The sequence below is a fragment of the Methylobacterium sp. GC_Met_3 genome (assembly GCF_026540775.1).
Lineage (GTDB): Bacteria > Pseudomonadota > Alphaproteobacteria > Rhizobiales > Beijerinckiaceae > Methylobacterium.
On record NZ_JALNUL010000028.1, the window covers coordinates 35,401 to 58,671 of the forward strand.

Below are 23,271 nucleotides of genomic sequence, written 5' to 3' on the forward strand. Positions count from 1 at the left end.
TTGGCGCGTTGAGGCTGAACTACTACAGGGGTGCTTGGCATAGATGTTCTATCCTTACTCTGTGCCGATGCTGCTCGTGCCACCGCTGCTTGATCGAGCTTGGCCGCCTTGACTGTTTCAGATGCGCACGACACGCATGACAAACACCCGTCGGACGCGACCTAGGCGCCGATCCAGCTGGCGACTAAGTAGTTTTCACGCACCTGATGAGATACGCGGCCGACCAGCCGGATCAACAAGGCCTTACTAATAACATACTCCTCAACATTAACTATATTATTGCTATGCTGAACTGCAGGACTGGCATTGCGATAAGCGTTATGATTTAAGAGAGATCGAAATTAAGAATTTATTAACCGAGCAGGATTAACCGCTGCGGCCACTCATGCTCAGAAGAGGAGTTCATGTCGCAAAGCGCAGCTGACCAAGATGCCATCGGTGATCTCGCAGTGCTGCGTGCGCTCAGCAATGGTGCCATCACTGCTATGGCCGGACAGGCTTCAGATCAGGCGATCAAGGGGATGGAAGCGAGTGTCGATACCATTCTGCCTATGAAGCCGTCGGTACCGCGCGGCCTGCGCCTGGACTGGGCGGCCAAGCGCGGCCTCGACGTCGGCGTGGCCGTCACCGCCCTGTTCCTGCTGCTGCCGCTTCTGCTGCTGATCGCTCTGCTGGTCTGGGCCGGCGATGGCCGCGCCCCGATCTTCCGCCACATGCGCCTGGGCCGCGACGGCCGCTCCTTCGGCTGCCTCAAGTTCCGCTCCATGGTCACCGACGGCGAGGCGGTGCTGGCCGCCCATCTGGCCGCCGACCCGCGGGCCCGGGCCGAATGGGCCGCCACGCACAAGCTCAGCAACGACCCGCGCATCACCCCGATCGGGCAGGTGCTGCGCAAGACCTCGCTCGATGAGCTGCCTCAGCTCTGGAACGTGCTGCGCGGCGAGATGAGCCTGGTCGGGCCCCGCCCGATCGTGCCGGCCGAGGTCGCCCGCTACGGCCGGGCGTTCCAGACCTGCTTTGCCGTGCCCCCCGGGGTGACCGGGCTGTGGCAGGTGTCGGGCCGCTCGGACACGAGCTACGCCGAGCGCGTGGCGCTGGATCTGGACTATGCCAGCCGCTGGAGCCTGCGCCGGGACATCGCGATCATGCTGCGCACCATCCCGGCGGTGCTGGCCCAGCGCGGCAGCAAGTAATCGTGTAGACGCTCTGGAAGGGCTCCGCCATGGAGGACGACAATGCACTTTAGTGTGACTATGTCGGGCCGGGCTTAACTCCAAACCGGAACTTGCCGCTAGGTGCCGATCTCTTCTAAATGACAGTTCACGGCATGATGGCGGCAGGTTAAGCGTACTTGTTACCAGATCGTATCTGGTGCCGGGCGTCCAATGCGTTGGTGCAATATCGTAAGAGCGAGACGTAGCAGCTTTAAGTGACGCTGAGACGTGTCAGACCGCCGTGTGGCCCGGATCTTCAGCAGACGGAGCGGCATCACAAAGGCGCCAGAATTCGACGAGACCGGCGACGTAGGCGGCAAGCAGTACAGCGGTCCAGTTCACAATCCGGCTCCTCGACCCAGGCGTTCAGTCGTTTTATTGCCAAGACCTTGATAAACTCTAACTCATGTGAGTGGCATTTGCGAGCCGCATCAGTGCGCGCCCGCCATTTGAGGCACAGAGATGTCCGCCAGGTGCGGAACGAGCTGATTGCAGCCCAAACCTAATGGCCCATCTCGGCCAGGGAATATGCCGCAAATCCACGCGCTTAATCGAGGCGCCTGTCCACTCAAACCGGGCAGTTATGCTACGCATCAGGTGCAGCAAAAATGTGCTCAGCTAGCCCGGCATTACTCTTTCAAATTCGTAGTTACTGTCCAGACTCTGGACGAAATCGATTTTTGAATCTGGGCCTGGATCGAGACAGTGCCGTACGTGCCATCGACCGGGGATGGTCGTGCTATCGGATGGGTTAGAATGCGCTGCGTGTGGGATTGCAGCGGCGTGAGAGACCAATTTTCCTCCGGCCCCTGGACGACGCTTGAGGCGCCGCCACCGAGTTTTTCGACTCGATCGGAACCAGAAGGCGATGACGATCCCGAGTCCGGCCGCCGAGTCGTAGTTGGGCGCCAACTTGTCGTAGCGGTAGGGCGATGCGGCGGAAAACTTTCGGGCGGCTGAGGATCGCGTCGATGCGCGAGCGCTCTCAACAGCGGCGCTTGTCGTGACGGATCCCCCTTTCCCGGCCGCGTTTGCCAGGAATGACCGGTGTCACACCGCGCCCCCGCAGGTCATCGCGCCATCAATCGGCGTCGTAGCCCTTGTCTGAGGCCAAGCGGTGGATCTAGCCCAGCGCCTCGGCCAGCACGGCAGGGGCGGTCTCACGTTGCAGGCATCACTAGGGGCCAAAGAAAGGACGCCGGGACGACCGAAGACGTTGGTACTGCCAAGCCCGAGCCATTCCATCCGATGATGACCATGCTAGAAGCTTTAGACTCGATCGACATCGGGCGGCTGAGCTAATTGACTAAAATAGTCTTCTAAGTGAGGGAGAAGCCAAAGCCGCCTCGTCTCTTCCAGATCGAACCACCTCGCTTCTACAATCTCACGCTTGTCCATCCCGACTGGCGGCATTTTGGTGGGATGCCATTCGAAGAGGCTGATTCGATCATGCCGGTATCGGAAATTGAATGTGATATCGCGAACGAACGTGAGATCATCTACTCCGATTTGGATACCAATCTCTTCGTCCACCTCGCGCGTCGCCGCTTCAAACGTGCTCTCCCCCCCCTCGACAGAACCACCAGGCGCCGACCAGCGCGGCTGGTAGGAGTTGCGAATCAGCAGGACACGATCATTAAACCAGACCAACACGAGCGCGCCGTGCTGGTTCGGCCGACGCACGAACCACACCACCCGTAAAGCCTGGAAGGCGCACCATAGCGCGATTTGGTAGCATCGATTTAGCAAAGTCACTTATCGTCTAACCTTCTCATTTCCGGCATACTTTGCGCCAGGCCGATATCCGAACTCATGCATGATTTATAATCAGCGGCTGGAGGAAACGCTATTGATTGTAGTGGCCTTCGATTTCGGCGAACGCGCACCGTCGAGCGTCATCCTGGGTCATCCGGAGGCGCTGGTGTACGAGTTTGATCGAGATGGAATGGAAGAAGCTTTCCATCGCGGCATTGTCGCATCAGTAGCGGTTCCGAGTCATGGAGTGCATCGCCTTCCTGTCGACGAGCTATTTGCCATGGGCCTCGGTAGAGTATTGCCTGCCGCGGCCGGAATGGCTGATGAGTCTGGCTCTGCATTGCTGTCGTTGCATTGCAATGATTAGGGCGGCCGACGTCAGCTCAGTCCGCATGTGATCGTGCATGGACCATCTGAGGATCTAGTAGTTTGGCAGATCGAGCGCGGCAGCCAGGTAGAGTAAGCCCTCTTCCGTCGGTAGGTAGATAAGGCCTGTCATCCAGACCGTGTTGGGCGCCGCAGCCGGGAACTGGCACTCCAAGAGGTTCGGTACGATCGGCAAGCAGTGACGGCTGTCGGTTGTGCATGGCTCAAACCGACGCCCCGCTAGAGCTCGGAACCACGGCGACGCATCAGGCGCTCCACACGCTTGCGGCTGGCCGTCTGATGGCACAGGGATGCGTTCAGTACCAGCCCATCCGACGTCCACAGCACACGCGTGAGGCGTGCTAGACCCCCTCCTGGGGCCAACCGGTTGTTGACCCTGTCGCTCGGTGGTACAGCGCACCGACCAGGTCTGAGGTTGGCGACCTCGTCGGTGCTCGTCGTTCGCCCGGTGATGGGGCCGATTTTATTCCCCGGGGGAACTTCATGGGCCCGCAACGCACCGCCGCAGCTCTCGCACTTCTCTGCCTGACCGGCAGCGCCTGCCTCGCGCAGGCGATGCCGCCCGCGACGCCCATGCGTCAGCCACGCCCGGCCGCTGCGCCCGATCCAATGGTGCCCGATCCGACCGCACCCGTCGATCTCGAGGCCACCCGCAAACGGTTCGATGCCAACGCGGCCAAGACGGCCGACACCGATCGGAAGCGGGACTCGAAGCTCAAGCAGTCGATGGGCTCGATCTGCGCGGGCTGTGGACCGACCTCCCCGGGGAAGCGGACGCGGGTGTCCCACCCGTCGCGCCGGGATGCGGTGGATGAGGCGGACCCCGCCGACTAGGGCCGTTTCCGAGGGCGCGGCCACGGAGCGGCGGTTGCCGCGTTGACCGGTTGACGAACCGGCAATGCCACTATTGTTATTTACGGACGTTCACGGGGTGTGCGCGACGGGCTGGCCGGACAGGCCCCGCGGGCCGCCGATCAGGAGTGCGGCGCTCGCCACGAGAACCGCCGTGATGACCGCGAACATCCCGTGCGGGCCGTAGGCCGTGAGCGCCGGCAACAGGACGAAGGGAGCCAGCGCGGAGGCGATCCGCCCCCCCGCCCAGGCGCAGGTCAGGATCGACGCCCGCCGCCGCGTCGGCAGCAGTTCCGTGGCGTAGATCGACAGGATCGCCCCGTAGATCGCCGCCGCCGTGTTGAACGCGATGCCGAGCAGGACCAGGGTGACGAACCCGGTGCTCGCGGCGAAGGCCGTGCCCACGCCCGCCATCGTCCCGGCGAGGACGGCGAGGCTGGCGCGCCGTTCCAGTCGATCGACCACCATGGCCGTGAGCAGCGTTCCCACCGGCGGTCCCAGCAGCGACAGGGCGGCGAAGACCAGGGATTGCTCGACCTTGAAGCCCTTCTCCAGGAGCACGACGGCGCTCAGCAGGGGGAAGCCCAGGGTCGCCCACGGTGCGAGGGCGTAGAGGGCGATGAACAGGGCAATCCTGCGCCTCGCGGGCGGCTCGTCGGCGGGCGCGCGGCCCTTGGGCGGCGTTGGCGGCTCCCCGGCGGGCGCGGCCGGTCGGGAGCGTGCCGAATTCGTGAACCGCCGACAGGCTTCCCGGGCCTCGACGGGGCGCCCGGCCGCAGCGAGCCAGCGCGGCGATTCCGGCAGGAGCGCGAACAGCGCGGCCGCGAGCGCCGCCAGGCCGGCCCCGAGGATCAGCGCCCAGCGCCACGCCTCCATCCCGAGCGGTGACGCCGGCGCGAGGGTCTGGACCAGCAGGATGACGGCCGAACCGCCGAGGAACCCGATCCCGGCGCAGACCATCAGCATCGCGCCGCGCTGCCGGGGCGGCATCACCTCGGCAAGGAGGGTCGCCACCAGGGGCGGAAAACCGCCGATCGCGAAGCCTGACACCGCGCGCGCGACCGTGAGCGCCGTGAGGCCTGTGCTGAGCGCGGCGGCGAGCGAGCCGATCGCCATCAGCACCAGGGAGGCCTGGAGCGCGCGCTTGCGCCCGAGGCGGTCGCCCAGCAGGCCGAAGACTGGCGCGCCGACCGCCCCGCCGGCGAACACGGAGGCCAGCAGGAGGGACAGGCTGCCGCGCGGCAGGTTGTGGGGCGGGGCGAGGAAGATGGCCGCCAGCGCGTTGCTCAGGGCGACCTCAGCGATATCCGCGAACAGGCCGAGCGTGCTGACGGCGAGGATCGCTAAGTGAAGACGGGTAACCGGCAGAGCATCGAGGCGCTGCGTGATCGCCGCGACTGAGCCGTCGTGGCCATTCTCGGCCCCGTCCGGCGCGTCCGGCCGGCCCCCCCGTGCCTCAACCAAGAGCGTGGTTTCCTCGAACCCTGTGTCTCAGCGCCGGCCGGTATCCCCGACCGGGCGCTACGCGCCGTGATTGTCTATCCGGTCCTCGCCCGGGCCGATCGCCTTCGGCGGCGTCCCAAAGTCTTTGAATGTTCGCCGCCAGACGAAGCGCATGACCTTGGATGGGTGAGCGGTGGGGCAAAAGCAAGCCCGCCGCGGCGGTGAGCCGGGCGGGCTTCTTCAGATCCCAACTTTGAGGGGGCATAGTCCGGATCCAACAACACGATACAGGCTTGCGGTTAACGAGAAAGCCCCGCGCGGCGGGCCATGCAGGCCGGAGGCTCATCTCGCTGAGAAACGAGGTGGATCGGCGTCTCACACACAATGCAGCTCCAGCCACGATGACGGCCGAGAGATGTTATTGCTATGGAGGTTGTCCATCCGAGGGTGTCGGGCGCGGCTGTGGTTGCAAAGCCTGCAACCCCGGATCCGGAGCCTCGGATGGACGCCCACCAGAATGCGCGCACCCCGCCCCATAGTCGACAGCTGATCGTTGCTCGGCTGGTTCAGGGCTGGATGGTGAGTGCCGTGGCCACAGCACTGGGGATCACACCAAAGACGGGGCGCAAATGGCGTGACCGCTTCGCCGCCGAAGGGGCGGCGGGTCTGGCGGATCGCTCGTCGTGCCCGCACACCTCACCGACGGGCCTGGACGACGCCGCGATCACCGAGGTCGCCCGGCTGCGCCGCGAGCGCCTGTCCGGGCCAGCCATTGCCCGGCAGGCGCGCCTGTCGCTGTCCACGGTGGGCCTCGTGCTGCGCCGCCTCGGCCTGGGCCGGCTCGCCGCCCTCGATCCCAAGCCGCCCGTCATCCGCTACGAGCGCGACAAGCCGGGCGAGTTGCTCCACCTCGACACGAAGAAGCTCGGGCGCATCGACGGCGTCGGCCACCGCATCACCGGCGACCGGACCGCCCAGAGCAGCAAGCGCGGCATGAGCTGGGAGGCGCTGCACGTGGTCATCGATGATGCCTCGCGCCTGGCCTACACCGAGATCCTGCCCGACGAGAGAAAGGTGAGCGCCACCGCCTTCCTGGAGCGAGCGCTGGCTTGGTTTGCCAGCGTCGGCGTCACCGTCGAGCGGGTCATGACCGACAACGGCTCGTCCTACAAAAGCCACCTGTTCCGCGATGCCCTTGCAGCCAGGGCAATCACCCACAAGCGCACCCGTCCCTACACGCCCAGCACAAACGGCAAGGCAGAGCGCTTCATCCAGACCACCTTGCGCGAGTGGCTCTATGCCACCCCTACGCCTCTTCACAGGAACGCACTGCCGCCATGACCCCATGGCTGTGCGACTACAACAGCCGCAGACCCCACTCCGCACTCGGTGGACAACCGCCTAAAAGCAGGCTCCCCAAGGACAACCTCCTTGGAAACGACAACCCTTATGGCTGCCGAGGTTGTCCATCACCACGATGTCACCGGGCGCGAGTTCAGGCACGAGGACTTGATCGACGTAGGCTTGGAAGGCGTCGCGGTTGTTCGGCCCGTCGAGCACGAAGGGCGCGGCGATGCCCGACAGCCCTCTACAGCCGGCACATGTTCGATCGCGTTTGCCACGAGCACGGCATCGAGCATCGCCTGACCAAACCCAACCAACCCTGGACCAATGGTCGGGTCGAGCGGATGAACCGCACCATCAAGGACGCCAGGGTCAAGCGTTACCACTACGAGACCCACGAACAGCTCCGGGCGCATCTGCAGCTGTTCGTCGATGCCTACAACTATGCCCGTCGGCTGAAGACCCTGCGCGGCCTCGCGCCCTACGAGCATGTCCTTCAGGTCTGGACCAAAGAGCCAGAACGCTTCAGGATCGGTTCGTTACACCTCATCCCAGGACCATACACCTAGCCAAGCGTCCGCCTCGTCGGCCAGGGTCGGCTCGGCCGTCTTCACCCACCGGTAGCTCATTGCTTTGTGGCGTGAGGCGTTCGCCTTCAGCTTGCTGCCATCTGCCGCCTTGTGAGCGAACTCGACCAGACCGGCGGCTCAACATAGGCGCATTACTTGTACGAAAAGGTCCGACGGGATCGCGAGGTGGCGCTTGCGGAAGTCGGCAATGACGCGGAAGTCGGGCCGGTTCAGGCCGGTGACAGCCATGACGTCGACCCGCTCCTAACAAGCGCGAGCGAACTGACGCGAGGAGTACAGGCCGCGGCTGTAGCCGTAGAGAAGCAGCGCCACCATCAGGCCGGTATGGTATGGCAGGTAGCCGCGCTCCTCCGAGTAGGCGTCGAGAATGGCCGAAAGATCGAGCGTCTCTCGCACCATATCTTGCATGAAGTGCGCCATGTGCCCGGGTGGCACGAATTCGTGCAGCGAGGGCGGCAACAGCCAGCCCAGATCGACGTCCCAGGAGCGAAACACCTTGGCCATGAGCCGCGTGAATCACCCTCTCGATCCGACGTCGAGCGGATTACCCGAACAGGCTCCTAGGTGTTGTTGAGCTAAGCTTTCTGACTGCCCAGAAGGCGCGGCCATTCCACCGTATAAACTCTACAAATAAAGGATGCCGTGACGCTTCAGCGTTCACGCCACGCCTTCGATACCTGATCCTGAAGCGGTTTGAGGATGTAGCTCATCACCGTACGTTCGCCGAGCTTGAGATTGGCCTCGACCGGCATCCCGGGCACCAGCCGCACGGTTCCCAGCCGCTCCAGCTGGTCTGCCGGGATTTCCACGCGCACGGTATAGTAGCTCTGTCCGGTCTTCGGATCGCTAGTCACGTCGGCGGAGAGCCGCGAGACCCGGCCTTCGATCTCGGGCGTGGTCCGCACGTTGAAGGCGGGGAAGCGCAGGACCGCAGCCTGACCCTGCTGCACGCTGTCGATGTCCTGCGGCTGCATGCGCACTTCCGCGGCCAGCCGGTCCGCATCGGGTACGATCAGCATCGCGGGTTCGGCGGGCACCACCAATCCGCCCACCGTATGCACGCTCATCTGATGCACGACCCCGTTCTGGGGCGCCCGCATCTCCACGCGCCGCAGCTGATCCTCCGCCGCGATCCGCTTCTCGACCAGTTCGGACCACTTGCTCCGAATGTCGGCCAGATCTTTGCCGACTTCCGTCCGCATCTCGGCGTCGACCTGCAGGATCTGCAAACAGATTTCCGAGATCTTGCCCTTCACGGAGGCAATCGAGGCGACGAGCTGGCCCCGCTCGCCATCTAGTGCACTGACTTAGACGGATGGTTCAGGAGCTCGGCTGAGGGCGTCGAAGATCGCAGAGGCGGGCTTGGTCCAGATGAAGGGCCTTGGGCTTCGGTTGTGCTCGGCGATGAAGCGATTGATGGCGACCTGAAGGTCGACGACGCCGGTAAAGGTACCCTGCTACAGGCGGCGACGGATCAGGGTGGAGAAGAAGCCCTCGACAGCGTTGAGCCAAGAGGCAGAAGTCGGCGTGAAGTGGAAGGTCCACCGTGGGTGGCGAGCGAGCCAAGCGCGGACCTTTAAGTGCTTGTGGCTGCCATAGTTGTCCAGGATGACGTGGACGAGTTTGTCGGCCGGCACGGCAGCCTCGACGGCGTTGAGGGAACGGATGAACTCGCTGTGGCGATGACGCTGCATGCAACGCTCGAGCACGGTGCCATTCAGGACGTCGAGGGCGGCAAACAAGGTCGTCGTGCCGTGGCGGGTATAGTCGTGGGTCTGAGCGGCTGGGTGGTCTGGCCAAGGGGCTGGTCGGGGCGGGTGCGCTCCAGGGCCTGGATCTGGCTCTTATCGTCGATGGACAGCACCACGGCGCGGGCGGGCGGATCCATATAAAGGCGCACAACCTCCTCGACCTTCTCGGCAATGGCCGGTGTCAAACAGCGTCCAGTCGCCGGCAGGCGCGTCCTCATCGCGGTCCGCGTCCGCGATCAGCCCGACCGGCTTAACGGTCGGATGCAGGGCCAACATCTCCTGCCGATCACGCCCGAATCCGTTGAGGCCGGGGGCCGACCAGATCGTAGTGCGGTTGCGCCCGTGCCGGCCCAGCGCGACATTGTTGATGTGCCAGCCCGTCCCGCGCTTCATCACCAACACGAACTCGACCTGTTGGCGGTAGAGAGACCCCATACCGCCGATGCCTTTGTCTCAAACGCAGGTGGTGAGGTGCGTGAGGCCAGCGCCGCGGGCGGCGCTCATCAAGGGGTGCATGCCGCGGCAATCGATGAACATCTCCGCGATCGCACTGCCCTCGAGATGTGGGGTGACCGCCGTGAAGAAGTCTGCGAAAAAGGCTTCCGCCCCCGCCTCGCTCATGTCGGAGCCCTCGATGAACTCGCCGTGCGATCCGCTGACGTGGCCGCGGATGGCGCACCCGTACGGCGGATCTGTCGCGAGCTTCTGCGCGCGCCGCCCGGCGAGCAGGGTGTCATAACTGTCTCCGGTGCGCGCGTTGCCGCACAGCAGCCGATGGCCACCGGCGAAGGTTCAGAGATCACCGAGACGCGAGACCGGCACGGCCGGCGGCTCCGGAACAGCATCAATGGGATCGGTATCGCCGAGACTCAATGCCGTCAGCGCGAGATCGACCTCGGGCAGATCAAAGCCGGTGAACGCGATGAGGTCGGGTTCGATCGCCAGGATATCGGCGAACGCGGCCGCTAAGGCGTCCGTGTCCCAGCTGCTCTTGTCGGCGATGCGGTTCAGCGACAAGTGGAGCGCTTTGATCTCCGCGTCCGCGAGATGGTCGATGACGATCGTAGGCACGCTCGCGTGGTTAAGCCGTCGACAGGCCTCGTAGATGGCGTGGCCGTCGATGATCTCTCCCGAAGCGGTGACGAGAATCGGTACGAGGCAGCCGAAGCGCTCGATGTTGGCAGCTAAGCGATCGACTTGACCGCGGCCACGTTTGCGCAGGACCTGTTTGGACGGCCGGATGTCGGTGATCGACTGAAGTGTGATGACGATGCCCGGCTTGGGCGGGGATACACCAATGCTCGGAACGGGTGACGCGCCCAAAGGAGCGCTGCGGTGGCGGATCCGGATGGGAGGTGATGAAGACATAGCGATGCGAGCTCCGCGACGGGAAGGACAAACGACTGGGAACGCAAGCTTCAGCGGGCCGCAGCTCGAGACTGCAGCACGGCAAAGTCAGTTCCAGGTCGGTCGTCGCTCGCCGAATATAGGCGAAGCTCGTATACCTGGGCCTCCTGCAGCGCAGGAGCTCTTATGGGAAAGCGGATGCCGCGACGGCTCACCTGAGTAAAAGGTGAGTACCAGCGAATTCCACGCAGGATTGTTAATGTCGGCCCGACTTCAAGTCAACGCTCTCAGGGCGGGATCGTGGCGGGCGGGCCGAAACGCTGTGAAAGGGGTTATGATGACGCGGGCCGCCATGGCGGACAGATATTGTGATGTCTCGTGCAGGCGAGGACACCTTTGACGATGTTTCATCGCCCACCCCGATCGAGCCGCTCGCCGGTATCGCGGCGGATGACGCCCCCGCCGATCAACTGCTTGAACGCGCTGGCCTTACCGCCCGGCAATGGTCGCCGGTGCGGGTCGGCAATGCCTACGTGCCGGTCGCGCACCCGTCGCACCCGCGCGATCACGCCGACGTCGGCCACGGTTTTGGCCGCATGACAGGGGTGGCACAGGACCTGACAGTTCTCCAACGAGACGTCCTGCGTCAGCGCGGCCGGTACGATGTGATCGTATTGGAAGCGGCCGGCCTGCAGCGCGCATGGGCAACGGCTTCCGTCCGTAAGCCGTCCCTCGCAGCGTCCGTCCGCGCGGGCGAAAGCGGCACGCAGCACCGCTTTGCCGAACTCCCGACGCGCCATCACGCCGCCCCCGCGGCCGTTGTCGCCGCCGATCCGCTTAAGTCGGCGGCGATCGCCGCGCGCTCGAGGGTGGTCTCGGCTAATCGGTAAGCGTGCACCTCGCGCGCGCCGAGCCGGGCGCAGGCCGCGAGCCAACCGAGAAAGCCGGGATCGCCGGTCTCGCAGGCGCGGGCGGCAATGATCGAGGCTTGCCCGCACTCATCGCGAGCGACCGCAAGGACGACCGCGGCGTGCTCGGCGACCAAGTCGGGAGCGTCGAGCGGCTGCACGACGACGACGTAGCGTCGGCTCGACTGTCCGCGCCACGCGCTCATGGCGAGCGCCGGCGCACCGCGTCTGCCCACGCTCGTGCGCAGACGCTCCTCACGCACGGGGGAGCGGACGGCACGGTCAGCCTTGAGCTCGCGCAGGGCGGCGGCCCAGGAGATGCTGCGGTTCGACATGTCTGCCCTCACGCTGCGAGTGAGGAGAGGCGCGGAACGTTCGGACACGCAGCTGAGCTACCGGGTGGCACCGGCGCCGGAGCGGCCCGGGACGATGCGGGTGCGGAACTGATTCGGACTTGGGAACTGGTTCGGACTGAGGTGTAGATGGTCACGGCGGTGCGCCTCGAGCGGGCGGCGGGAACAGCCCCGCCACTGCCCTGGCCCCGCACACCACCGGGTAGGCGTTGCGGGGCGACACGTGACCGCTGGTAACCTCTGCCGCTGGCGCGAAAGCGCCTCAGCCCACTGGCATGCGCGCGCTCGTATCGCCGTGCCGTAAACCCCTGACACGGCGGACGCGAAGCCGCCTGCCGGCCCACGCCAGCGAAGCGAAATTTCGAAGCGGCGGTCTATCCTGCCGTTGCGCTACAGCCGTGGCGCAGATCATGCGCCCTGCCACCTCCGCGTGCGCGACCGCCGAACCTCAAAATCTCGTGGGCGGACAGGTGGCGCTGCTGGGATGATATATGCTCATGTTCTCCTCATCGCGACTCAAGCAGATTGATCGCCTGGCCATACTAGTATTTCGGCTCCATTCGTGCCTGAAGTCCAGTCGAACGACGATAAAATCACGTTTTTTCTTTCGATCTAAAATACCGCGGCCGAAACGGCCGACTTCGATGCCGATGACACTCGTAAAATCTCGATTGACGCCCCTTGGGAGGCGCTAACCTGACGGCATGTCTGCAGACTGGGTTGGCGGCCGATCGAAGGTCTAATCGCCGGATGGCCTGCCGCCGTCCCGGAAGCCAGATCAGCACCCATTGCCCGTCTGTGGATCACCTGGCCGCGAAACGGCCGCCCGAGTTCGTGCATGAAGCGATTTCGTCGGGCGAACAGCCTGTTCCGGGCCCGAGGGCGCCTGTTATCGCCCGGTTTGACCTGCAGGCTTCGGCGCAAGTGGCCATCGGCAAGCCTCTGCTGGGCCAGTGCAATCCGATCGAGAGGCCTGACACGATTTGCTTGAGGCCCTGAAAAATCAGCTGAACAGGTTGCCTCGCGTCCAGAGTTGAACCTCGGCTGCGTCCAGCGGCACATGGGCGAGGCATCAGCGCTATGTCGACCCGCATGCCAATCCGATTATTGACGCCAATGGCTCCGCACTCAGGATGAGGGCCGGGGGTCGTACTGTGCCCAGCGCATCCCCGTCGCCGCCAACCCGGCGCACGAAACAGCTTGCGCGGCCGGCCGGATCCGGACAGGCCGGGGACCGGTTCATGCCGGGGCGTCACGCCCGCGTCTGGAGACCGCGCTTGTCCGCCCCGAATCCGACAGCATCCCGTCCCCCAGCCTCGCCGCCCGCGCCCGCCCGGCGCCGCCGGACCGCCGCCGGCCGGGGCAGCGTGAACCGGCCCGGCGCCGACCTGCGGCGCCTGCCGACCGGCCTCGATCTGCGGAACGTGCGGCTCGTGGAGGGCGTGCGGGCCGCCTTCGCGTTCGGCGTGGTCATCCTGATCAACATCTGGCTGCAATGGCCGCCGCTTCTGACCATGGCGCTCGCCGCCAACCTCGCCTGCTTCTGCGACAACGGCGGGCCGATGCGGGTGCGCCTGCGGGTGCTCACCGCCTTCTCGGTGCTGGGCGGCCTGCTCTGGGCCGGGCTCGGCCTGATCCAGCCGTTGGGCTTGGCCGTCGTCGTCCCGGTGGCCTGCGCGCTGATCTTCGCCTGTTCCTACGCCCGCGTCTGGAGCGTGCAGGCGCAGGCGGCCGGCAACGTGCTGGTGGTGGTCTTGTGCATCGCCCTCGACCGGCCGCTCACCCTGGAGCAGGCCGCCACCACCGTTCTGATGTTCGCGGCCGGCGGCCTCTGGGCGACGTTCCTGGCCCTGGTGATCTGGCGGCTGCACCCCTACCGGCCGGCCCACCGGGCGGTGGCGGAGGTCTGGCGCGACCTCGCGCGGCTGTGCGGCGACCTCGAACGGCTCGTCGCCCTGCCGGAGCCCGACACCGAGGCCTTCGACGGGCACGCGCGCGGCCACCGGCGCGGCGTCCGCACGAGCATCGAGACCGCGCGGACCATGATCCTCGATCTCGCCCGGTCGCGCGAGCGCGTCTCGGACCGGACCGCCCAGGCGCTGCTGCGCCTGGAGAGCGCCGAGCAGATTTTTTCCGCTTTGATCGCGGTCGGGGAGTTGATCGACAGCCGCCCGGATGCGCACCGCCGGGCCCTCGCAAAGATCGTCCTGCGGCGCCTGCGCCCCCTGCTGGTGACCATCGCGCGGGCGATCCGCGACGATGTCGCCCTCGACCTTGCCCGCCTGGAGCATTCCATCGCCCGGACGGCTGAGGGCTTGTCGGAGGATCCGACCCTGGCGCGGCTGGCCGAGCGGATCGTCGGGCGCGTGCGGATCGGCGCCAAGCTTTCGACCCCGGAGGGCTACCGGCCCGGCGGCACGCTGATGGAGGGCGGCAGCCTGGGCCGGTGGACCCGCTATCTCGGGCCGCTGCGGCACAACTTCACCCTGGCCTCGCCGAACCTGCGCCATGCCCTGCGGGCGAGCGCGGTCTCGGCCCCGGCGCTCGCCGCAACGCTGAGCTACGCGGGGGCCTTCACGCACTGGCTGGTGATGACCGTGGTGCTGACCATGCAGCCCTTCTACGCGGCGACGTGGCAGCGGGCCCTGGAGCGGATCGGCGGCACGGTGCTTGGCGGGCTCGTGGGGGCGGTGCTGGCCTACTACGCCACGACCCCGCTCGCCGAGGCGGGGCTGATCCTGGTGCTCTCGATCGTGGGCTTCGCGGCCCGCCAGATCTCCTACGGCTTCTTCATCGCCTGCCTGACGCCCCTCGTGGTGCTGCTGGTGGAGCTTCTGGAGCCCGGCCACAGCTCCTGGGAGATCGTCGCGATGCGGGGCGGCTTCACGGTGCTGGGCGGCGTGATCGCGGTGGCGAGTTGCCTCGTGCTCTGGCCGATCTGGGAGCCCGATCAGGTCCGCCAGGAACTGCGCCGGGCGCTCAAGGCCCACGCGGATTTCGCGGAGGCCGTGCTGCGCGCGTCCGCCGGGCCGGAGCGGGAGGCGGCGATCCTGGCCGGCGCCCGCGCGACCGGCCTCGCCCTCAACGATCTGGAGGCGGCGCTGTCGCGGGCCCTGCAGCAGCCCCGGGCCGGCCACCATCCGGAGGTCGAATCCGCCCTGGTGGCCGACGCGACCCTGCGCCGGATCAGCGCCCGGCTCACCGTGCTGCGGCACGCCCCCGAGGCCGTGGACCCCTCGGCGGAACCGTGGCGGGCCTGGATTGCCGCGACCCTGGCGGCTTTGGGCGAGGATCGGCCGCTGCCGGATCAGCCTGCCCTCGACCGGGGGCAATCGCTCACCCGGCTCGTGAGCCAGGTGGATCTGCTGATCGGGACCCTGCGCCCGGGGGAGATCCGGGGGGGAGCACCCGTTATGGTTTCGAAAGGTCGAGACCTTTCGCGGATCCAGGGCGGAGCCCTGGAGAACATCTCGGGGCCAGAGATCTCAGGGCTCTGCCCTGAGAACCCACCGAAGGGCTGAGCCCTTTGGAAACCCGGATCGCGGTCGCGTCAGAACCGCGGCAGGGCGTTGGCCGGGCCGCCGGCATGCGGGCCGGCATAGCGGTAGGCAGCCGGCCGGCCGTAGGCGGCGGGGGTCTGCGACGCCACCGTGGCGTTGCCGACCCAGCCCGAATAGGCCGAGGCGGGATAGGGCGAGTGCTTCGAATCCAGGCCCTGCGCGAGGGCTGGCGTGGAAACCGCGGCGACCAGGGCGGCAGCGGCGGCGAGCATGCGAATGGTCATGATGATCTCCGAACGTCTTCGGTTGACTTCAGTGGGAAGTCATCCGGTCAACCGTGTCGGGTGAGGAAGATCGTCGGTGCGGCGGTCTTGATCACTCAGGCTTTGCTTGGCCGAATGTGACATCTCAACGGGGATAGTCTGCCTCGGGTTCACGGGCTGCCGTGCGCTGGCGCACCGGGGAAACGCGATTCGGTTGCTTCGGCGAGGATTCGGCGTGGGGGTGCGTCCCGCGCGGAAGCGTGCCACAGACCGCGGCCTCAAAGGGATGCAACCACCATGCGGCTGATCGTCGGCCTCGGAAACCCGGGCGCGCGCTATGCGAGCAACCGGCACAATATCGGTTTCCTGGCGGTCGACGCGATCGCCCGCCAGCACCGGGCAGGCCCGTTCCGCCACCGCTTCCAGGGGGAGGCCGCCGAGGTGGTGCTGGGTACGGAGCGGGCGATCCTGCTCAAGCCCTCGACCTTCATGAACGAGTCGGGCCGCGCGGTCTCGGAGGCCCAGCGCTTCTACAAGATCCCGCTGGCCGACGTGATCGTGCTCCACGACGAGCTCGACCTCGCCCCCGCCAAGCTCCGGGTGAAGCTCGGCGGCGGCAATGCCGGGCATAACGGGCTGCGCTCGATCACCGCGCAATGCGGCAACGATTATCGACGGGTGCGGCTCGGCATCGGCCATCCCGGCGACAAGGCGCTGGTGCATGCCTACGTGCTCAACGATTTCGGCAAGGCCGAGCAGCCCTGGGTCGAGGATCTCTGCCACGCCGTTGCCGACCATGCCGCCCTGCTGGCGGCCGGAGAAGATGCGAGCTTCCAGAACAAGGTCCACCTCGCCATGGCGGGCCGCGGCTGGGACGAGGTGAAGACGCTCGGCGCGAAAAATTGACACGAAAACACGGGAACACGATATGGATCGGCCGTGGAGGCTGCCATGAAGAACGTCACCGTGACGATGAGCGAGGCCCTGCTGCAGCGGGCACGCGTCGCGGCCGCACGCGACGGCAAGAGCCTGTCGCGCTTCGTGGCCGAGGCGGTCGAGCAGCGCGTCGGCCGGCCGCTGACGCAGCGCGAGGCGCTCGAGCGCTTCCTGGCCGGACCGCCCCTCCACGTTCTGGACGAGAACGGGAAGGCTCCCACCACGGACCAACTGTACGATGACGACTGATCTGGTCTTCGTCGATACGAACGTCTTCCTGTATGCCCGCGACGACCGTTATCCGGACAAGCAGCGGACGGCCACGCACTGGCTGGCAACGCTCGCGGCCCGCGAGGCCCTCGTCGTGAGTCCGCAGGTGATCGGCGAGATCCACAATGCGGTCCTGCGCGGGAAGGTCGCCGTCGACAGCGCGGAGATGCGGCGCATGACATTGGAGCTGCAACCCTTTTCTCAGGGCGCGACCGATCTCGAACTCATCACGCGGGCTTGGTCGATCCGAACCGAGACCGCCTTCCAGTGGTGGGATTGCATCATTCTCGCAGCTGCGATGCGCGCCGGATGCCGCTATCTTCTCTCGGAGGATTACCAGCACGACCGCACGGTCCGCGGCACCACCATCCTCAACCCCTTCATGGTCGGCCCCGAGGCCGTCGTGACCGAACACTAGGACCGATCCATGGGCTTCAAATGCGGCATCGTCGGCCTGCCGAACGTCGGCAAGTCGACCCTCTTCAACGCGCTGACGCAGACGGCGGCCGCCCAGGCGGCCAATTACCCGTTCTGCACCATCGAGCCGAATGTCGGCGAGGTGGCGGTGCCCGATCCCCGGCTCGACGACCTCGTCCGCATCGCCGCCTCCAAGGAGAAAATCCCGACGCGGCTGACCTTCGTGGACATCGCCGGCCTCGTGCGCGGCGCCTCCAAGGGTGAGGGCCTGGGCAACCAGTTCCTGGCCAATATCCGCGAGGTCGACGCCATCGCCCACGTGGTCCGCTGCTTCACGGACGGCGACGTCACCCACGTGGAGGGCAAGGTCGATCCGGCCGCCGATATCGAGACCATCGAGACCGAGCTGATGCTGGCCGACCTCGACAGCCTGGAGCGCCGGGCCGTCGCCCTGGAGAAGAAGGCCAAGGGCGCCGACAAGGAGGCCAAGGAGAGCCTCGACCTCGTCAACCGCGCCCTGCCGCTGCTGCGCGAGGGCAAGCCTGCCCGCCTCGTGGAGCGCAAGCCCGACGAGGAGAAGCTGTTCCAGTCGCTCGGCCTGATGACCGCCAAGCCTGTCCTCTACGTCTGCAACGTCGATGAAGGCGATGCCGACAAGGGCAACGCCTATTCGGACGCGGTCTTCGCCCGCGCCAAGGCCGAGGGCGCCATCGCGGTGGTGGTCTCGGCCAAGATCGAGAGCGAGATCGCCGTGATGCCCGAGGCCGACCAGGCCGAGTTCCTGGAGGCTGTGGGGCTTGCCGAGCCCGGCCTCAACCGGGTGATCCGCGCGGGCTACGATCTCCTGGGCCTCGTGACCTACTTCACGGTCGGTCCCAAGGAGGCCCGGGCCTGGACGATCACCAAGGGCACCCGCGCGCCGGGGGCGGCGGGCGTGATCCACTCGGATTTCGAGAAGGGCTTCATCCGCGCCGAGACCATCGCGTTCAAGGACTACACGACGCTGAACGGCGAGGCTGGGGCCCGGGACGCCGGCAAGCTTCGGCTGGAGGGCAAGGACTACGTGGTGCAGGACGGCGACGTGCTGCACTTCCGCTTCGCCAACTAATCATCCCTGGACCGCCCGCCATGTCCGATCCCGCCCTCGAAGACTTTTCCGTCGGTGACGTGATCGTCGGCGAGCCGCTGACGGTCACCCGCGACGACATCGTGGGCTACGCGAAGGCGTTCGATTTCCAGCGGTTCCACCTCGACGAGGCGGCGGCGGCAGGGACCTTCGCGGGCCGACTGATCGGCTCGGGCTGGCATACGGCCGCGCTCGGTATGCGGCTGCTCCAGCAGGGGCCGTTCCGGGGCGGCTCGTCGCTCGGCGCGCCGGGGATCGACGATTTGCGCTGGCGGGTGCCGGTGCTGCCGGGCGATGCCCTGACGCTGACCTTCCGGGTGCTGGGACTGCGGGACTCGGCCTCGAAGCCCGGGCTCGGCTTCGTGACCGCGGAGGTCGCCCTCGGCAATCAGCGCGGCGAAACGGTGCTGACCCAGCGCTTCACCTTCATGCTGGCCCGTCGCGGCACCGATCCCCTGCCGCCGCGGCCGGTCGAGATCGGCGAGCCAGCGCCCGTGACGGAGCCGGAGGATGCCGAGATCCTGCCGTTCCTGCGGGATGCAGAGATCGGATCGACCCGCGATCTCGGCCCTTACCCGTTCAGCGCCGAGGCGATCATCGCGTTCGCCCGGGCCTACGACCCGCAGGCGTTCCACCTCGACCCCGAGGCGGCCAAGCGCAGCCATTTCGGTGGGCTCTGCGCCTCCGGCTGGCACACGGCCGCCGCCTACATGAACCGGCTGCTGACCACCCGTGCCCGCGACGAAGCCTACACCGCCGCGCGCGGCCCCGTGCCCGAGGCAGGCCCCTCCCCCGGCTTCAAGAACCTGCGCTGGCTCAAGCCCGTCTATGCGGGCGACACGGTGCGGTTCAGCGCCAAGCTGACCGACAAGCGCGCCTCGGCCTCGCGGCCCCGCTGGGGGCTGGCCTTCGCCCGCAACACCGGGGTGAACCAGCGCGGCGAGCCGGTCTTTTCTTTCGACAGCACCGTGTTTCATCGCTGGGAGCCCTGAGCGCACCGGGCCCCGCCCCGGGCGTTGACAGTCACGACACGGACGGAATCAGGCAGGCATGTACCAGAAGAAGCTCGGCAACACGGGGCTGTTCGTCTCCGAACTCTGCCTCGGCACCATGACCTTCGGGGGTGGGGCCGGGATGTGGCGCCAGATCGGCGCCCTCGACCAAGCGGAGGCCGAGCGCCTCGTCGGGCGGGCGCTCGAGGCTGGGATCAACTTCATCGACACCGCCGATGTCTATGCCGAAGGGCTGTCGGAAGAGATCACCGGCCAGGCTCTGCGCGACCTCAAGGTCCCGCGCGACAGCGTCGTCGTCGCCACCAAGGGCTACGGGCCGACCGGCTCGGGCGCCAACGCCAAGGGCGCCTCGCGCCTGCACCTGATCGACGCCTGCAAGGCGAGCCTCAAGCGGCTCCAGCTCGACCATATCGACCTCTACCAGATCCACGGCTTCGACCCGGCGACGCCGATCGAGGAGCAGGTGCGGGCGCTGGACATCCTCGTGCAGCACGGCCACGTCCGCTACGTCGGTGTCTCGAATTGGGCGGCGTGGCAGATCGTGAAGGCGCTGGGGATCAGCGCACGGGCCGGGCTTGCCCGCTTCGAGACCCTGCAGGCCTACTATTCCATCGCGGGCCGCGACCTGGAGCGCGAGATCGTCCCGATGCTGCACTCGGAGGGGCTGGGCCTTCTGGTCTGGAGCCCGCTGGCCGGCGGCCTGCTCAGCGGCAAGTATGCGGGCGGCGCCGGCGAGGGCCGGCGCGCAAGCTTCGATTTCCCGCCGGTTGACCGGCCCCGGGCCGAAGCCTGCATCGACGCGATGCGGACTGTCGCGGAGGCGCGCGGCGTCTCTGTGGCCCAGGTGGCGCTGGCTTGGCTTCTGCACCGCAAGGCGGTGACCAGCGTCATCGTGGGGGCCAAGCGCCTCGATCAGCTGGAGGACAACATCGCGGCGACCGAACTCAGCCTCACTGGCGAGGAACTCGACGCCCTCGACGCGGTGAGCGCCCTGCCGGCGGAGTATCCGGGCTGGATGTTCGAGCGCCAGGGCGCCCGGGCGCAGCAGCTCGCGGAATCGGGCCGGCCAGGTGTGCGGTAAGACGGCTCACGCCGCCTTGCGCCGCTCCGGATAGAGCCCGTACAGCCCCTCGGCGCTCGCGTCACACACGCCGCGCTCGGTGATGATGCCGGTCACCAGCCGCGCCGGCGTCACGTCGAAGGCCGGGTTGGCCACGGGGCTGCCCGGCGAGACCACCTCGATCGTGGCGAAGCCGCCATCCGCGAGCCGGCCGGTCATGTGGGTGACCTCGCGCCCGTCGCGCTCCTCGATCGGGATCTCCTTCACGCCGTCCTGCAGCGTCCAATCGATCGTCGAGAACGGCAGCGCCGCGTAGAATGGTACGCCGGTGTCGTAGGCGGCCAGCGCCTTCAGGTAGGTGCCGATCTTGTTGCAGACGTCGCCGCGCGCCGTGGTCCGGTCCGAGCCGACGATGCACAGATCGACCTGCCCGTGCTGCATCAGATGGCCGCCGGCATTGTCGGCGATCACCGTGTGGGGCACGCCGTGGCCGTGCAGCTCGAACGCGGTCAGCGCCGCCCCCTGGCTGCGCGGGCGGGTCTCGTCGACCAGCACGTGGACCGGCACGCCCTGCGCGTGGGCAGCGTAGACCGGCGCCAGCGCCGTGCCCCAATCCACGGTGGCGAGCCAGCCGGCGTTGCAGTGGGTCAATACCGTGATCGGACCGCCACCCTTGGCCTTGTACAGGTCGGCGATGATCCGGCCGCCATGGGCGCCGATCGCACGGCAGCTCGCGACATCCTCCTCGGCGATGCGGCCGGCCTCCGCGAAGGCGCGGTCGAAGCGCTCGCCCGGCTGGACCTGCCGCAGGTTGGCGGCGACCCGGTCCAGCGCCCAGCGCAGGTTGATCGCCGTCGGCCGCGTGGCGGCAAGCGTCGCCACCGCGCGGTCGATGCCCTCCGCGGAGGCATCCGCCCGCATGGCGAGCGCCAGCCCGTAGGCCGCGGTGACGCCGATCAGGGGCGCGCCGCGGACGATCATGGTGCGGATCGCCACGGCTGCGTCGTCCAGCGTCGCGACGCGCTTCAGCTCGAACGCGAAGGGCAGGCGCGTCTGGTCGATCACCTGGACGCTGACGCCGTCCGGGTCCGGGAAGATCGTGCGGTAGGGCTGGCCGTCGATGTTCATGGCCGAACCTGTGCCACAGCACAACGCGGTTTGCACCCTTCGGAACGGCACCGCACCCGCCTGGGGACGGGCAACCAGAGGCCGGTCAGGCTTCCTCAACCTTAGCGGCTCGTTAAGGCGGCCATGCCTAGCCTCAGGGGTAAGTTCCCGCTCCGCGTCCGGTCCCGCATGCGCTCGCTTCGCCGTCCCGCATCGCCCTACGACACCTTCGTCGACAGCGTCCGCCCATTCCTGGGCAAGCGCCTGACGGAACTCGGCGGCCTTGTGCTGTTCACCGGCGCCGTGGCGCTGACCGTGGCTTTGGCCACGTGGTCGATCGACGACCCGAGCCTCAACCACGCCACCGACCATGCCGCCCACAACGTGCTCGGCCAGCCGGGCGCCGTGGTGGCGGATCTCTGCATGCAGATCCTCGGCCTCGGATCGCTCGCCTTCGTGCTGCCCCCGGCCCTCTGGGGCGTGCGGCTGATGCGCGAGCGCAACCTGCCCGACGGGGGGATGCGCATCGCGCTCTGGATCATTGGCTTCTGCGCGGCGAGCGCGGTGGCGAGCGCGCTGCCGCCCACGACGCGCTGGCCGCTGCCCACCGGCCTCGGGGGCGTGGCCGGCGACGGGCTGCTGTCGATGGCCCGGGTGATCGTCGGCGCGGTCTCGTCGGCCGCCGCCCACCTCGTCGGGTTCGGCTACGCCGCGGTGGCGATCCTGAGCCTCACCGGCGCCTGCCGCTTCGGCCTTGTCGAGGAGGACGCGTTCCAAGACGAGCCCTATCCCGTCCGGCGTGTGCCGGTCCGGTCTCGCGACGATACCGACGAGCCGGGCCTCGGCCTCGTGGGGATCGGCGCCCTGGCGCAGGGCCTGATGCGGCTCCGCCTCGCGGCTTCCGACAAGATCGCCGGATGGCGCGCGGGCCGGGCCGAACCGTTCGACGGCGCCTCGCCAGCGCTCGCGGCCCGGCGCGCCTTCACGGATGCGGACCTGCCCTGGGCCGACCACCTCCCCGCGGACGCTCAGCCGGGGCCCGGCCGGCGCGAGCCCGTCTTCGACGCGCCGGGCGTCCCGCCCGCCGAGGGCGAGCCCGACCACGCCGTGGCGCCGCACGACGAGGCCGACGCGTTCGAGGCCGCGCCGCGCTCCCCGCGCACGCCGCAGCGTCCCCAGCCGCCTCAGCCCGAGCCCACTGCGTCCCGGGTCGCCCCGCCGGCCGCCGCGCCGGTGCCGGCCCGCCGCGGCCCAGCCCCCGCGCTGAGACCCGAGGATTACGCCCTGCCCGCCCTCGACCTGCTGGCGGCCCCCCGCGGCCCGTCGCAGGCCAGCCAGGTCCCGGCGGATGCCCTGGAGCAGAACGCCACCCTGCTGGAGGCGACGCTCGGCGATTTCGGCGTGCGCGGCGACATCCTGGCGGTGCGGCCGGGCCCGGTCGTCACCCTCTATGAGCTCGAGCCCGCCCCCGGCACCAAGTCCAGCCGCGTGATCGCGCTGGCCGACGACATCGCCCGGTCGATGTCGGCGGTCTCGGCCCGCGTCGCGGTCGTGCCCGGCCGCAACGCCATCGGCATCGAATTGCCGAACACCAAGCGTGAGACGGTGTACTTACGCGAGTTGCTGGCCTCCACG

Annotated in this window: 20 protein-coding genes and 7 pseudogenes; 13 read left to right on the forward strand and 14 right to left on the reverse strand. The window is 67.4% G+C overall.

All coding sequences use genetic code 11. The features are described 5' to 3' along the window. The first annotated feature begins 521 nt into the window (after positions 1–521). Positions 522–1,193: a sugar transferase gene (locus OXS27_RS23350; protein ID WP_346733009.1), complete on the forward strand. Its 672-nt coding sequence runs from the start codon at positions 522–524 to the stop codon at positions 1,191–1,193. An 879-nt stretch (positions 1,194–2,072) separates the two neighbouring features. Here OXS27_RS23350 and OXS27_RS23355 read toward each other — a convergent pair. Next, positions 2,073–2,435 (reverse strand): annotated as a pseudogene (locus tag OXS27_RS23355) (IS5/IS1182 family transposase); the annotation flags it as partial. A 48-nt stretch (positions 2,436–2,483) separates the two neighbouring features. Then, positions 2,484–2,897: an NUDIX hydrolase gene (locus tag OXS27_RS23360; protein ID WP_267358984.1), complete on the reverse strand. Its 414-nt coding sequence runs from the start codon at positions 2,895–2,897 to the stop codon at positions 2,484–2,486. A 133-nt stretch (positions 2,898–3,030) separates the two neighbouring features. On the opposite strand from OXS27_RS23360, the gene OXS27_RS23365 reads away from it, so the two are divergent. Beyond that, a complete protein-coding gene (locus tag OXS27_RS23365) occupies positions 3,031–3,336 on the forward strand; it encodes a hypothetical protein (RefSeq protein WP_267358985.1) in 306 nt (101 codons plus the stop codon). A gap of 503 nt (positions 3,337–3,839) precedes the next feature. Continuing rightward, a complete protein-coding gene (locus tag OXS27_RS23370) occupies positions 3,840–4,190 on the forward strand; it encodes a hypothetical protein (RefSeq protein WP_267358987.1) in 351 nt (116 codons plus the stop codon). Positions 4,191–4,280: 90 nt separating this feature from the next. Here the strand turns inward: OXS27_RS23370 and OXS27_RS23375 are convergent, their stop codons facing one another. Continuing rightward, positions 4,281–5,672 carry an MFS transporter gene (locus OXS27_RS23375; RefSeq protein ID WP_267358988.1) on the reverse strand — a complete coding sequence of 464 codons (1,392 nt, stop codon included), beginning with the start codon at positions 5,670–5,672 and terminating at the stop codon, positions 4,281–4,283. 480 nt (positions 5,673–6,152) lie between these two features. Here OXS27_RS23375 and OXS27_RS23380 point away from each other — a divergent pair. Next, positions 6,153–7,069 (forward strand): annotated as a pseudogene (locus OXS27_RS23380) (IS481 family transposase); the annotation flags it as partial. Between the two features lie 25 nt (positions 7,070–7,094). Here OXS27_RS23380 and OXS27_RS23385 read toward each other — a convergent pair. Continuing rightward, positions 7,095–7,235, reverse strand: a pseudogene (locus tag OXS27_RS23385) (IS630 family transposase); the annotation flags it as partial. 14 nt (positions 7,236–7,249) lie between these two features. Here OXS27_RS23385 and OXS27_RS23390 point away from each other — a divergent pair. Then, a pseudogene (locus tag OXS27_RS23390) lies at positions 7,250–7,564 on the forward strand (integrase core domain-containing protein); the annotation flags it as partial. On the opposite strand, the pseudogene OXS27_RS23395 reads toward OXS27_RS23390, so the two are convergent. The 8 genes and pseudogenes from OXS27_RS23395 to OXS27_RS23430 all read right to left on the reverse strand — a co-directional run. Further along, a pseudogene (locus tag OXS27_RS23395) lies at positions 7,562–8,089 on the reverse strand (transposase); the annotation flags it as partial. The pseudogenes OXS27_RS23390 and OXS27_RS23395 overlap by 3 nt on opposite strands. Before the next feature lie 146 nt (positions 8,090–8,235). Next, a pseudogene (locus tag OXS27_RS23400) lies at positions 8,236–8,883 on the reverse strand (HlyD family type I secretion periplasmic adaptor subunit); the annotation flags it as partial. Between the two features lie 9 nt (positions 8,884–8,892). Further along, positions 8,893–9,512, reverse strand: a pseudogene (locus OXS27_RS23405) (IS630 family transposase); the annotation flags it as partial. After that, positions 9,430–9,771, reverse strand: a complete 342-nt coding sequence (locus OXS27_RS23410) for a hypothetical protein (RefSeq protein ID WP_267359020.1) — start codon at positions 9,769–9,771, stop codon at positions 9,430–9,432. The pseudogene OXS27_RS23405 and the gene OXS27_RS23410, both read right to left, overlap by 83 nt. 18 nt (positions 9,772–9,789) lie before the next feature. Further along, complete coding sequence (locus OXS27_RS23415; RefSeq protein WP_267358990.1) at positions 9,790–9,957, reverse strand: hypothetical protein; 168 nt, start codon at positions 9,955–9,957, stop codon at positions 9,790–9,792. Between the two features lie 171 nt (positions 9,958–10,128). Continuing rightward, positions 10,129–10,704: a ParB N-terminal domain-containing protein gene (locus tag OXS27_RS23420; RefSeq protein WP_267358992.1), complete on the reverse strand. Its 576-nt coding sequence runs from the start codon at positions 10,702–10,704 to the stop codon at positions 10,129–10,131. Between the two features lie 386 nt (positions 10,705–11,090). Next, positions 11,091–11,483 (reverse strand): HNH endonuclease signature motif containing protein, encoded by a 393-nt coding sequence (locus tag OXS27_RS23425; protein ID WP_267358994.1) that lies wholly within the window; start codon positions 11,481–11,483, stop codon positions 11,091–11,093. Next, a complete protein-coding gene (locus OXS27_RS23430; RefSeq protein ID WP_267358996.1) occupies positions 11,483–11,926 on the reverse strand; it encodes a hypothetical protein in 444 nt (147 codons plus the stop codon). The genes OXS27_RS23425 and OXS27_RS23430 overlap by 1 nt, the downstream gene beginning before the upstream one ends. A gap of 1,295 nt (positions 11,927–13,221) precedes the next feature. Here OXS27_RS23430 and OXS27_RS23435 point away from each other — a divergent pair. Then, positions 13,222–15,465 carry an FUSC family protein gene (locus OXS27_RS23435; protein WP_267358998.1) on the forward strand — a complete coding sequence of 748 codons (2,244 nt, stop codon included), beginning with the start codon at positions 13,222–13,224 and terminating at the stop codon, positions 15,463–15,465. A 29-nt stretch (positions 15,466–15,494) separates the two neighbouring features. On the opposite strand, the gene OXS27_RS23440 is transcribed toward OXS27_RS23435, so the two are convergent. Further along, positions 15,495–15,728, reverse strand: coding sequence for a hypothetical protein (locus OXS27_RS23440; protein ID WP_267359000.1), 234 nt, complete (start codon positions 15,726–15,728; stop codon positions 15,495–15,497). Between the two features lie 276 nt (positions 15,729–16,004). Between OXS27_RS23440 and pth the strand changes: the two genes are divergently transcribed. From pth to OXS27_RS23470, 6 genes are read left to right on the forward strand one after another with little or no spacing between them, the layout of a single operon-like run. Next, the gene (gene pth / locus OXS27_RS23445; protein ID WP_267359002.1) at positions 16,005–16,613 is read left to right on the forward strand and encodes an aminoacyl-tRNA hydrolase; all 609 of its coding nucleotides are present in this window, start codon (positions 16,005–16,007) and stop codon (positions 16,611–16,613) included. Between the two features lie 45 nt (positions 16,614–16,658). Beyond that, positions 16,659–16,892 (forward strand): hypothetical protein, encoded by a 234-nt coding sequence (locus OXS27_RS23450; protein ID WP_267359004.1) that lies wholly within the window; start codon positions 16,659–16,661, stop codon positions 16,890–16,892. Next, entirely contained in the window at positions 16,882–17,331 is a 450-nt protein-coding gene (locus OXS27_RS23455; protein WP_243919749.1) for a PIN domain-containing protein, read from the forward strand. Before OXS27_RS23450 ends, OXS27_RS23455 begins: the two co-directional genes overlap by 11 nt. 9 nt (positions 17,332–17,340) lie before the next feature. Next, positions 17,341–18,438, forward strand: a complete 1,098-nt coding sequence (gene ychF / locus OXS27_RS23460; protein WP_267359006.1) for a redox-regulated ATPase YchF — start codon at positions 17,341–17,343, stop codon at positions 18,436–18,438. Between the two features lie 20 nt (positions 18,439–18,458). Further along, complete coding sequence (locus OXS27_RS23465; RefSeq protein ID WP_267359008.1) at positions 18,459–19,448, forward strand: MaoC/PaaZ C-terminal domain-containing protein; 990 nt, start codon at positions 18,459–18,461, stop codon at positions 19,446–19,448. A gap of 58 nt (positions 19,449–19,506) precedes the next feature. Then, on the forward strand, positions 19,507–20,550 hold the full coding sequence (locus OXS27_RS23470) for an aldo/keto reductase (RefSeq protein ID WP_243919759.1): 1,044 nt from the start codon (positions 19,507–19,509) through the stop codon (positions 20,548–20,550). Between the two features lie 6 nt (positions 20,551–20,556). On the opposite strand, the gene mtnA is transcribed toward OXS27_RS23470, so the two are convergent. Beyond that, complete coding sequence (mtnA, locus tag OXS27_RS23475) at positions 20,557–21,657, reverse strand: S-methyl-5-thioribose-1-phosphate isomerase (RefSeq protein ID WP_267359010.1); 1,101 nt, start codon at positions 21,655–21,657, stop codon at positions 20,557–20,559. A 168-nt stretch (positions 21,658–21,825) separates the two neighbouring features. Here mtnA and OXS27_RS23480 point away from each other — a divergent pair. Beyond that, on the forward strand, positions 21,826–23,271 hold a 1,446-nt coding region (locus tag OXS27_RS23480; RefSeq protein WP_267359018.1), incomplete at its 3' end, for a DNA translocase FtsK 4TM domain-containing protein.

Bases quoted from the DNA above. Each gene is read 5' to 3' on its own strand.
- OXS27_RS23350 (WP_346733009.1), top strand. From the start codon at position 522: ATGGAAGCGAGTGTCGATACCATTCTGCCTATGAAGCCGTCGGTACCG.
- OXS27_RS23365 (WP_267358985.1), top strand. From the start codon at position 3,031: ATGATTTATAATCAGCGGCTGGAGGAAACGCTATTGATTGTAGTGGCC.
- OXS27_RS23370 (WP_267358987.1), top strand. From the start codon at position 3,840: ATGGGCCCGCAACGCACCGCCGCAGCTCTCGCACTTCTCTGCCTGACC.
- OXS27_RS23410 (WP_267359020.1), bottom strand. From the start codon at position 9,771: ATGGGGTCTCTCTACCGCCAACAGGTCGAGTTCGTGTTGGTGATGAAG.
- OXS27_RS23415 (WP_267358990.1), bottom strand. From the start codon at position 9,957: ATGAGCGAGGCGGGGGCGGAAGCCTTTTTCGCAGACTTCTTCACGGCG.
- OXS27_RS23420 (WP_267358992.1), bottom strand. From the start codon at position 10,704: ATGTCTTCATCACCTCCCATCCGGATCCGCCACCGCAGCGCTCCTTTG.
- OXS27_RS23425 (WP_267358994.1), bottom strand. From the start codon at position 11,483: ATGGCGCGTCGGGAGTTCGGCAAAGCGGTGCTGCGTGCCGCTTTCGCC.
- OXS27_RS23430 (WP_267358996.1), bottom strand. From the start codon at position 11,926: ATGTCGAACCGCAGCATCTCCTGGGCCGCCGCCCTGCGCGAGCTCAAG.
- OXS27_RS23440 (WP_267359000.1), bottom strand. From the start codon at position 15,728: ATGACCATTCGCATGCTCGCCGCCGCTGCCGCCCTGGTCGCCGCGGTT.
- pth (WP_267359002.1), top strand. From the start codon at position 16,005: ATGCGGCTGATCGTCGGCCTCGGAAACCCGGGCGCGCGCTATGCGAGC.
- OXS27_RS23450 (WP_267359004.1), top strand. From the start codon at position 16,659: ATGAAGAACGTCACCGTGACGATGAGCGAGGCCCTGCTGCAGCGGGCA.
- OXS27_RS23455 (WP_243919749.1), top strand. From the start codon at position 16,882: ATGACGACTGATCTGGTCTTCGTCGATACGAACGTCTTCCTGTATGCC.
- ychF (WP_267359006.1), top strand. From the start codon at position 17,341: ATGGGCTTCAAATGCGGCATCGTCGGCCTGCCGAACGTCGGCAAGTCG.
- OXS27_RS23465 (WP_267359008.1), top strand. From the start codon at position 18,459: ATGTCCGATCCCGCCCTCGAAGACTTTTCCGTCGGTGACGTGATCGTC.
- OXS27_RS23470 (WP_243919759.1), top strand. From the start codon at position 19,507: ATGTACCAGAAGAAGCTCGGCAACACGGGGCTGTTCGTCTCCGAACTC.
- mtnA (WP_267359010.1), bottom strand. From the start codon at position 21,657: ATGAACATCGACGGCCAGCCCTACCGCACGATCTTCCCGGACCCGGAC.